Source organism: Micropruina sp., assembly GCF_047606665.1.
GTDB lineage: Bacteria > Actinomycetota > Actinomycetes > Propionibacteriales > Propionibacteriaceae > Micropruina.
Window position 1 is genome coordinate 1 of record NZ_JASGEF010000061.1, and the last position, 8,304, is coordinate 8,304.

The 8,304-nt window shown below is 67.6% G+C and carries 14 protein-coding genes; 10 read left to right on the plus strand and 4 right to left on the minus strand.

From position 1 onward, the window contains the following. From QM619_RS14265 to QM619_RS14295, 7 genes are all read left to right on the plus strand, one after another. On the plus strand, positions 1 to 510 hold a 510-nt coding region (locus QM619_RS14265), incomplete at its 5' end, for an IS630 family transposase (protein WP_415110017.1). Between the two features lie 68 nt (positions 511 to 578). Beyond that, the gene (locus QM619_RS14270; RefSeq protein ID WP_415110020.1) at positions 579 to 857 is read left to right on the plus strand and encodes a type II toxin-antitoxin system prevent-host-death family antitoxin; all 279 of its coding nucleotides are present in this window, start codon (positions 579 to 581) and stop codon (positions 855 to 857) included. Next, on the plus strand, positions 832 to 909 hold the full coding sequence (locus QM619_RS14275; protein ID WP_415110055.1) for a type II toxin-antitoxin system RelE family toxin: 78 nt from the start codon (positions 832 to 834) through the stop codon (positions 907 to 909). The genes QM619_RS14270 and QM619_RS14275 overlap by 26 nt, the downstream gene beginning before the upstream one ends. A gap of 97 nt (positions 910 to 1,006) precedes the next feature. After that, positions 1,007 to 1,507 carry an NUDIX domain-containing protein gene (locus tag QM619_RS14280; protein ID WP_415110023.1) on the plus strand — a complete coding sequence of 167 codons (501 nt, stop codon included), beginning with the start codon at positions 1,007 to 1,009 and terminating at the stop codon, positions 1,505 to 1,507. A gap of 10 nt (positions 1,508 to 1,517) precedes the next feature. Then, positions 1,518 to 1,952 carry a VOC family protein gene (locus tag QM619_RS14285; protein ID WP_415110026.1) on the plus strand — a complete coding sequence of 145 codons (435 nt, stop codon included), beginning with the start codon at positions 1,518 to 1,520 and terminating at the stop codon, positions 1,950 to 1,952. 132 nt (positions 1,953 to 2,084) lie between these two features. Continuing rightward, positions 2,085 to 2,531: an iron chaperone gene (locus tag QM619_RS14290; protein WP_415110029.1), complete on the plus strand. Its 447-nt coding sequence runs from the start codon at positions 2,085 to 2,087 to the stop codon at positions 2,529 to 2,531. Positions 2,532 to 2,551: 20 nt separating this feature from the next. Next, complete coding sequence (locus QM619_RS14295; protein WP_415110032.1) at positions 2,552 to 3,175, plus strand: YigZ family protein; 624 nt, start codon at positions 2,552 to 2,554, stop codon at positions 3,173 to 3,175. 3 nt (positions 3,176 to 3,178) lie between these two features. Here the strand turns inward: QM619_RS14295 and QM619_RS14300 are convergent, their stop codons facing one another. From QM619_RS14300 to QM619_RS14310, 3 genes are read right to left on the minus strand one after another with little or no spacing between them, the layout of a single operon-like run. Beyond that, on the minus strand, positions 3,179 to 3,457 hold the full coding sequence (locus QM619_RS14300) for a SelT/SelW/SelH family protein (protein ID WP_415110034.1): 279 nt from the start codon (positions 3,455 to 3,457) through the stop codon (positions 3,179 to 3,181). A gap of 15 nt (positions 3,458 to 3,472) precedes the next feature. Further along, positions 3,473 to 4,024: an isochorismatase family protein gene (locus QM619_RS14305; RefSeq protein WP_415110038.1), complete on the minus strand. Its 552-nt coding sequence runs from the start codon at positions 4,022 to 4,024 to the stop codon at positions 3,473 to 3,475. Beyond that, positions 4,021 to 5,367, minus strand: a complete 1,347-nt coding sequence (locus tag QM619_RS14310) for a nicotinate phosphoribosyltransferase (protein ID WP_415110041.1) — start codon at positions 5,365 to 5,367, stop codon at positions 4,021 to 4,023. Before QM619_RS14310 ends, QM619_RS14305 begins: the two co-directional genes overlap by 4 nt. A 65-nt stretch (positions 5,368 to 5,432) precedes the next feature. Here QM619_RS14310 and clpS point away from each other — a divergent pair, with 65 nt between their 5' ends. Together clpS and QM619_RS14320 are read left to right on the plus strand one after the other, a co-directional pair. Next, on the plus strand, positions 5,433 to 5,753 hold the full coding sequence (gene clpS / locus QM619_RS14315; RefSeq protein WP_415110044.1) for an ATP-dependent Clp protease adapter ClpS: 321 nt from the start codon (positions 5,433 to 5,435) through the stop codon (positions 5,751 to 5,753). Next, positions 5,750 to 6,307, plus strand: coding sequence for a DUF2017 family protein (locus tag QM619_RS14320; protein ID WP_415110046.1), 558 nt, complete (start codon positions 5,750 to 5,752; stop codon positions 6,305 to 6,307). The genes clpS and QM619_RS14320 overlap by 4 nt, the downstream gene beginning before the upstream one ends. Before the next feature lie 169 nt (positions 6,308 to 6,476). On the opposite strand, the gene murI is transcribed toward QM619_RS14320, so the two are convergent. Beyond that, positions 6,477 to 7,274 carry a glutamate racemase gene (gene murI / locus QM619_RS14325; protein WP_415110049.1) on the minus strand — a complete coding sequence of 266 codons (798 nt, stop codon included), beginning with the start codon at positions 7,272 to 7,274 and terminating at the stop codon, positions 6,477 to 6,479. 50 nt (positions 7,275 to 7,324) lie between these two features. Here murI and QM619_RS14330 point away from each other — a divergent pair, with 50 nt between their 5' ends. Beyond that, the gene (locus QM619_RS14330) at positions 7,325 to 7,792 is read left to right on the plus strand and encodes an OsmC family protein (RefSeq protein ID WP_415110052.1); all 468 of its coding nucleotides are present in this window, start codon (positions 7,325 to 7,327) and stop codon (positions 7,790 to 7,792) included. The last annotated feature ends 512 nt before the right edge of the window (positions 7,793 to 8,304 follow it).

The following is an 8,304-nucleotide window of genomic DNA, read 5'->3' on the forward strand; positions in this document are numbered from 1 at the left end:
CCGATCCTGCCGATGCTGCCCACCACGCCCCAGAAAGCGACCCACGACTACGTCCGCAACGGCACCGTGGACCTGTTCGCCGCGTTGAACATCGCCACCGGCACCGTGATCACCGACCTACGCACAACCCACAAAGCCGCCGATTTCATCACGTTCCTGGGCCAGATCGACACCGAGGTCCCCGACAAGCTCGACGTCCACGTGATCCTCGACAACCTGGCCACCCACAAGACCCCGGCCGTACACGACTGGCTGCTGCGCCACCCACGCTTCCACTTCCACTTCACCCCGACCTACGGATCATGGATGAACCTCGTCGAACGCTGGTTCTCCGCCCTCACCACCAAGAAGCTCCAACGCTCCGCCCACCGCGACGTCCAAGCCCTCACCGCCGACATCCAGGCCTGGGTCGACAACTGGAACACCAACCCCAAACCCTTCATCTGGCGCAAGACCGCAGACCAGATCCTCCAACGCCTCGCCGGCTACTGCACCGCCATCAACAAATAACCACCGGAACAACCTGACAGGACACTAGACATTGTGTACACAATAACGCCTATTGCTACCATGTGCACATGGATACGGTGACTAGTGAGGTGTCGACGCGAGAGCTGCGCGCTCGGCTCTCCGACGTGCTCGGACGCGCGATGTATGCCGGGGAGCGCATCGGGGTGACCCGCAACGGCAAGCTGGCCGCGGTCGTGGTCAGTGTGGCCGACATCGAAGCGCTTGAAGAGTTCGAGATGGCCCAGGACGTGGCCGCCTACCGTGAGGCCAAGGCCGGCGACGACGGCCAGCGCGTGACCCTGGACGGTCGGGGACTACCGGGTGATCTACGACGTCCTCGACGCTGAGCTGACCGTCACCGTGGTGCGGACGGCGCACCACCGCGAGGTCTACCGCTGACGCTTCGGTCGATCACGGTGAAAGGCGCCAGCTGAGAGAGCCAAAGTAAGAGGGTCGAAATCGATCGTTTCTGGGGCGTCGATCCAGGCCACCTCCCATGGAGCCGACCCTGTCCTGGGTCTGGCACATTGTCGCTATGGAGCCGACGAAGAGCCGGGCAGCGGTCGTCTCTCTGCGCGACGATCAGTTACTCGTCATCAAGCGCGCGAAGCAAGGGCGGCGGTATGCCGTCCTTCCCGGTGGCGGTGTGGAGTTGGACGAAACCCCTCACGATGCTGCGCTTCGAGAGTTGCAGGAGGAGACTGGTTTGTCGGGCCGTGTGCTGCGGCCGCTATGGACGCTGCAGCACGACGATCGAGTGGCCGCCTACTTCTTCGTGGAGGTTCCGTTGGCGCCCATGGTGATGGCAGGTCCAGAGGTTCAGAACATGTCGCCGGAGAACAGCTATGAGCCCTGCTGGATTCGACTATCGGACCTCGACTCGGAGAACCTTCAACCCGCCGGGATCAGAGCGCTCATCCGCGAGCTGGCACCTCGGAACGGACCAGCGTCAGAAACGATCATTTTTCGAGAAGCCTGGTCGGCGGCGTCCGTCTAGCGTCGAGGACATGACAGCACTCCAGAGCCTGAGTCTCGCCAATACGTTCATTCCCACCACGGATCCGGACGTGTCGCTCGCCTTCTACCGCGACGTCCTCGGTTTCACCGTCAAAGAGGACGTCACCAACGGCGACTTCCGCTGGGTCACCCTGACCACCCCCACCCAGCCCGAACTGGAGCTCACCCTGGACATGGTCGGCACCGGCGCGATGCCGATGACCGCCGCCGATCGGGTGGCGCTCACCGAACTGCTGGCCAAAGGCCTGTTGGCCGCGCTGATCTTCGACTGCGACGACGTGGACGCCGTCTTCGAAGCCGTGCGGTCGTCCGGGGCCGAGGTGCTGCAGGAGCCCGCCGACCAGTTCTACGGCGTCCGGGACTGCGCATTCCGCGATCCGCACGGCACCATGGTCCGGTTCAAGACCGATCTCGTCCGGGAGTGACGATGTGCCTGCCGCCCTGGGTGGCCAGGGCATTCGCCGAACAGGCCCAGAACCGCGGTCGTCCGCAGCCGACGCCCGAACGCGCAACTATCCGCATTCATCCGCTGATTGACACCGAGGAGACGATCACTCATGGCCCGCACGACAAACAACACCGACGGATTTACGCCTGAAGAACGCGCCGCGATGAAAGAGCACGCCGCCGAACTGCGTGCCGCCAAGCGTCGCGACGGAAAGAAGGAACTCGAAGCGCAAGCCTGCCTGGACAAGATCGCCGAATTGTCGGACGCCGATCGCGCGATCGCCGAACGTATTCATGCGCTGGTCGCCGCGCACGCTCCGAGCCTGTCCGCCAAGACCTGGTACGGCATGCCGGCCTACGCCCGCGACGGGCAGGTGATCTGCTTCTTCCAGCCGGCCAGCAAATTCAAGGCCCGCTACGGCACCTTCGGGTTCAACGACGGAGCCCTGCTCGACGACGGCAACGTCTGGGCGACCAGCTTCGCCGTCACCGAACTGACCGCGGCCGACGAAGCGTTTCTCGGTGGGCTGATCGAGAGGGCGGCGGCGCAGGCCTGACTCGTGGCAGGGTGCTGGCTGTGATCGAGGAATACCTGAGCATCGCCGGGCCGGTCGAGGCCGAGATCGAGGATCGCCGCTCCCGCTTCCTCGCCCACCTGGAACCGGTGCCGGACGAGGCCGCCGCCCGTGCGGTGATCGAGTCGTTACGCCGGCAGCACCACACCGCCGGCCATCACTGTTCGGCGTTCGTCCTCGGCCCGGACGGCGCGGTCGAGCGAAGCAGCGACGACGGCGAGCCGGCCGGAACAGCCGGCGCCCCGATGCTCGAGGTGTTGCGCGGTCGCGAACTGCGCGACGTCGTGGCGGTGGTCACCCGCTGGTTCGGCGGCACCCTGCTCGGGGCGGGCGGCCTGGTCCGGGCCTATTCGGACGCCGTCGCAGCCGCTGCGGACGCGGCCGAACTCGTCCGGTACCGGCTGGTCGATGTCCTGGAACTGGACGCCGACTACGCGATCGCCGGACGCGTCGAGGCGTCCCTGCGTGACCGCGGCGTCCAGGTGGTCGAGGTCCGGCATGCTGCCCAGGCGACCCTGGTGCTGGCCGTCCCGCCCGCCGAGCGCGCGGCGGTGGCGTCCGCGATCGCCGAACTCAGCGCCGGCCAAGCCCGTCCGGTCGACGCCGGCACCCGCTGGCTGACCTGAAGCTCAGGTGCGGTCGGTGTGTCCGAGGGAACGGTCGGGTGCGACCAGGTCGCGGACGCGGCGCTTCAGTTCGGCGATCTCGGGGAACCCGCCGTCGGTCTTGCGATTCCACACGGTGACCTCGTCGACCGCGACCCGGAACATGCCGCCGTGGGACGGGATCAGCGTCACCCCGCCCAGCTCCTCGGCGAAGGTCTGCAGCAATTCGCCCTGGTACCACTGCGCGCGCAGCAGCCAGCGGCAGTCGATGCAGTAGTGAATGGTCACCCGAGGTTTGAGCACGCCGGTCCTCGACAATCAGACCTGGACGCCGGCGGCGCGCAACTCGGCCACCACGGCCGGGACGTTGGCCGGCGCTACAGCGGCGGTCAGATCCAGCAGCATGCGGGTAGGGAAACCGAGCCGCGCGGAATCCAGGGCGGTGGCGCGGACGCAGTAGTCGGTGGCGATCCCGCAGACCTCCACTTCGGACGCGTCGTGCGCTGTCAACCACTCGCCCAGCGACTCGCCCGAGGCGTCCGCTCCTTCGAAGCCCGAATAGGCCGCGGCGTATTCGCCCTTGTCGAACACCGCGTCGAAGCTCCGCCAGACCAGGTTCGGGTGGAACTCGGCGCCCGGCGTCCCGGCCACGCAGTGCGGCGGCCACGAGTCGACATAGTCGGGATGGTCGGAGAAATGCGGGCCCGGATCGATGTGGTGGTCGCGGGTCGCCACCACCAGGTCATACCCGGCCGACCCCGTCAGTAGCTCCGAGATCGCGGACGCCGTCGCGGCCCCGCCGGCCACCGCCAGCGAGCCGCCCTCGCAGAAGTCGTTCTGGACGTCGACGACGATCAGCACCCGGCTCACTGCTCGCTCCTCGCGTAGGGGTTGTCGGTGACGTGCCCGTCGGCGTCCAGCAGCAGGGTCGGGATCGCCGCCTCGCCGCGGGACATCTTCAGCGCCGCCAACGGCAGTTCGGCGCGTGCCCGGGCATGTCGTTCCTGCGCGACCGAGAGCGGCTCGTCGCCGACGATCACGCCGTCGCGGACCAACTCGACCAGCAGCGGCCGGTCGTTGCCATCGTCCGCCGGGGCCGCGCCGACGCCGATCACCTCGGCCTCGGCCTTGCCGCGGGCGTCCAGCCGGCGCAGCGCGAATTTGCGGCCGCCGATGCTGGTCTTGTTCACGCTCTTCTTCGCCACCGGCTGCAGTGGGGCGTCCTGCTCATCGGTGTCGGCGCGGGCGACCAGCTTGTAGACGAAGCCGCAGGTCGGCGCGCCCGACCCAGTGATCAGCGAGGTGCCGACCCCGAAACCGTCCACCGGGGCGCCGCGCAGCGCGGCGATCTGCCACTCGTCGAGGTCGGAGGTGACCAGAATCCGGGTGTTGGTGGCGCCCAGCGAATCGAGCAGCTGCCGGACCTCGCTGGCCAACTCGGCCAGATCGCCCGAATCGAGCCGGATCGCGCCCAGCTTCCCGTTGGTGAGTTCGACGCCGGTGCGGACCGCCGTGTCGATGTCGTAGGTGTCCACCAGCAGCGTGGTGTCCTCGCCCAGCGATCCGATCTGGGCCTCGAACGCCTCCCGTTCCGAGGCGTGCAGCAGGGTGAAGCTGTGCGCCGCCGTCCCCCTGGTCGGGACGCCGTAGCGGCGTCCGGCCTCCAGATTGGACGTGGTGGCGAAGCCGGCCACGTAGGCGGCACGGGCGGCAGCCACCGCGGCGATCTCGTTGGTGCGCCGGGAGCCCATCTCGATGCATGGCCGGTCGCCGGCCATCGCCGTCATCCTAGAGGCCGCGGACGCCACCGCCGAGTCGTAGTTGTAGATGCTGAGCAGCACCGTCTCCAGGATCACCGCCTCGGCGAAGGAGCCCTCGACGATCATCAGCGGCGAGCCGGGAAAGTAGATCTCGCCTTCCGGGTAGCCCCAGATCGACCCGGTGAATCGGTACCCGGCGAGCCATTCGGCCAGCGGCTGATCGACGATCTTCTGCTCCAGCAGGAACGAGACGGTGGCGTCGTCGAAGGTGAACGCCTCGATCGCCTCCAGTGCGCGTCCGACGCCGGCGACGACGCCGTAGCGGCGTCCGGTGGGCAGCCGGCGCGGGAAGAGTTCGAAGATCGAGTGCCGGAACGCGGCACCCGAGCGCATCGCCGCACGGACCATGGTCAGCTCGTAATGGTCGGTCAGCAACGCCGTGGAATTCAGCATGGGCGTCAGCGTAACGGCGGGGCAGCGGCGGCGTCCGGAGGGTGGTCGTCTGACAGAATGCCGGCATGGTGTTCGCGTCCAGCCAGCCGGCCGTCCCCGACGGTGGCACCGTGACCGTGCTGGCCGAGCGTCCGCAGGAGGCGCCGATCGACTTGACCTCGTGGGTCACCATCGTGTGGGACGACCCGGTGAACCTGATGAGCTACGTCACCCATGTGTTCATGACCTACTTCGGCTACTCCAAGTCGAAGGCCACCCGGCTGATGCTGCAGGTGCACAACCAGGGCAAGGCGGTGGTGTCGTCCGGCACCCGCGAGGCGATGGAGGCCGATGTGAACGCCATGCACGCCTACGGCCTGTGGGCCAGCGTGGAGCGTGCCGAATGAGCCGGTTCCGGCGCTCGGGCGGCCAGCTGCTGATCCGGCTCGCCGACTACGAAGAGGCCGTTCTGGAGTCGATGGTCGAGCAGTTGATCACGCTGCTCGAAGGCGACGGCGTCCAGGTGGCGAGCGACGATCCGTTCGCCCGCTGGGAGGCCGACATGGCCGCGCCCACCGATCTGGACAGCTCCGACCCGGTCATCGCGCGACTGTTCCCGCCCGCGTATCGCGACGATGCCGCCGCCGAACAGGAGTTCCGCCGCTTCACCCAGAACGCCCAACGGCGGACGAAGATCGAGCAGGCACAGCTGGTGTTGAACGCCCTGCTGGAGAGCAACGGCGGACGCGACCCGGTGGTCGTCCGCCGGGTCGACGTCGAGGCCTGGGTGAAGACCATCACCGCGGTGCGGCTCACGCTGTCGGTGCGGCTGGGCATCGAGACCGCCGCCGACATCGACGAGCTCGAACAGCTCGATCCGGACGAGCCGCGCGGGGTGCTCTACGGCATGTACGAGTGGCTCGGCTATTTCCTCGAAGGCCTCATCGACAAGCTGATCTGATATATCGGATGGTCGTCCGGAGTGCCCAGCGGTGATGCCGCCTTTCCTTGTCGACAACTCGGTCATCCACCGGCTCGCCGTGCTCGACGTCCGGGCGGCGAGCGGGCTCAAGACGCGGTGGATCGTGTCACGCGGGACGATCACACAGCGCAGGCCGGCTATTGCGGCGTCACCAGATGGCGCCGACCTCATGGACGAAGCCGCCCATCAGGCGGCTGCCGATGCCCTGGAACTTCTCCGGGTTGCCGGTGGTAAGAAACCGCCGGCTCGCCTCGCGGGGGACGTGGTTCAGCAGGCCGAGCTCGTTGAGCGTCGTCCAGGTGGCCTTGGCGCACTCCTCGGCCGACGACACCAGCGTGACGGTGTCGCCGAGCACGTAGTTGATCACGCCGGTCAGCAGCGGGTAATGGGTGCAGCCCAGGATCAACGTGTCGATCCCGGCCAGCCGCAGCGGCTCCAGGTAGTCGTGGGCGATGGCTTCCAGATCGGGCCCGCCGGTGACGCCGGCCTCGACGAAGTCGACGAACAGCGGGCAGGCCGAGGTGAACAGTTCGACGTCCGGGACGGCGGCCAGGGCATCGTCGTAAGAGCGGGAGTGGGCGGTGGCGCTGGTGCAGATCACGCCGATCCGGCCGCTGCGGCTGACCCGGACGGCGCGGCGGGCGGCCGGCAGCACGACGTCCACCACCGGCACGTCGTAGCGTTCGCGGGCGTCCCGCAACACCGCTGAGGACGCCGAATTGCAGGCGATGACCAGGGCCTTCACGTCGCGTTCGACGAGCCGGTCGAGGCATTCCAGGGCGAACTCGCGGACCTCGGGGAGGCTCTTGGTGCCGTAGGGAGCGCGGGCGGTGTCGCCGAGGTAGACGATGTCCTCGTTCGGCAGCTGGTCGACCACCGAGCGGGCCACGGTGAGGCCGCCGAAGCCGGAGTCGAAGATGCCGATCGGGCCGTCGCTGTCACTCACGACGTCCGACTGTAGTGGGCGGCTGCGCCGGCTCGTGCCAGGCTGGCGTCATGACCAGCGAGCACAGCTATCGGCTGACCGCCACCTGGACCGGCAATCGGGGAGCGGGCACCACCGGCTACCGCGACTACGACCGGTCGGTGACCGTCGAGGTCGAGGGCAAACCGGTGCTGCTCGGTTCGGCCGACCGGCCGTTTCGGGGCGACCCGGCCCGGTGGAATCCGGAGGACCTGCTGCTGGCCGCGCTGTCGCAGTGCCACCTGCTGTCCTACCTGCACGCCTGCGTCACCCACGGCGTGGTGGTCACCGACTACGTCGATTCCGCCTCCGGGGTGATGGTGACCCGGGGCAACGGCGGCGCCTTCCGCGAGGTCGTGCTGCGCCCTCAAGCCACGGTGCGCGACGCGTCCATGATCGACGCGGCGATCGCCGCCCACCACGAAGCGCATGAGTGGTGCTTCATCGCGAACTCGGTGAACTTCGAGGTCCGCGTCGAGCCCGTGGTGACGGCGGGGTAGCGGAGACGCCGGAGACCGTGGCGCGGAACCAGGGCGCTTCATCGGTCCTGTATCTGCCGCGGCCAGGGTCGGCACGAGCAGTGAGGATCGCCATCTGGGGTCTCTGGGGTCTTGATCGTCAAGGGAAGAACGCAGGATCGTCGTCTACGTGAGACGGGGCCTCGAGGAGCACGGCTATGCCGTTTCGACGCTGTCCGCAACGGCCGGGAGGCGCTGTGTGGGCCAACTCCACACCGTACGACCTGATCCTGCTCGATATGCCTGCTGCCGGGGAAAGGGCTGGTGGTGTGCCGGGTGCTGCGCCGGCAGGGTTTCGGGTCCCGATCGCGCGGGCCAAACAGTTCGCGGTGGCGCTGGTGCTGGTCGTCGTGATGTGGTGGAGGCATGGGCTGCCGGGTTTTTTCCGGACTTGCTTGTTGGTTGTTTTCTAGGCGGCTGTTGGGTTGGTGTTGTTGCCGTAGAGGACTTCGTTGGGCGTTTGGTATCCAAGTGTGGAATGAAGTCTACGCTGA

What these genes read in the sequence shown, in the direction of transcription:
- QM619_RS14270 (WP_415110020.1), top strand. Translation starts at nt 579, where the DNA reads ATGGATACGGTGACTAGTGAGGTGTCGACGCGAGAGCTGCGCGCTCGG.
- QM619_RS14280 (WP_415110023.1), top strand. Translation starts at nt 1,007, where the DNA reads ATGGAGCCGACCCTGTCCTGGGTCTGGCACATTGTCGCTATGGAGCCG.
- QM619_RS14285 (WP_415110026.1), top strand. Translation starts at nt 1,518, where the DNA reads ATGACAGCACTCCAGAGCCTGAGTCTCGCCAATACGTTCATTCCCACC.
- QM619_RS14290 (WP_415110029.1), top strand. Translation starts at nt 2,085, where the DNA reads ATGGCCCGCACGACAAACAACACCGACGGATTTACGCCTGAAGAACGC.
- QM619_RS14310 (WP_415110041.1), bottom strand. Translation starts at nt 5,367, where the DNA reads ATGCTGAATTCCACGGCGTTGCTGACCGACCATTACGAGCTGACCATG.
- clpS (WP_415110044.1), top strand. Translation starts at nt 5,433, where the DNA reads ATGGTGTTCGCGTCCAGCCAGCCGGCCGTCCCCGACGGTGGCACCGTG.
- QM619_RS14320 (WP_415110046.1), top strand. Translation starts at nt 5,750, where the DNA reads ATGAGCCGGTTCCGGCGCTCGGGCGGCCAGCTGCTGATCCGGCTCGCC.
- QM619_RS14330 (WP_415110052.1), top strand. Translation starts at nt 7,325, where the DNA reads ATGACCAGCGAGCACAGCTATCGGCTGACCGCCACCTGGACCGGCAAT.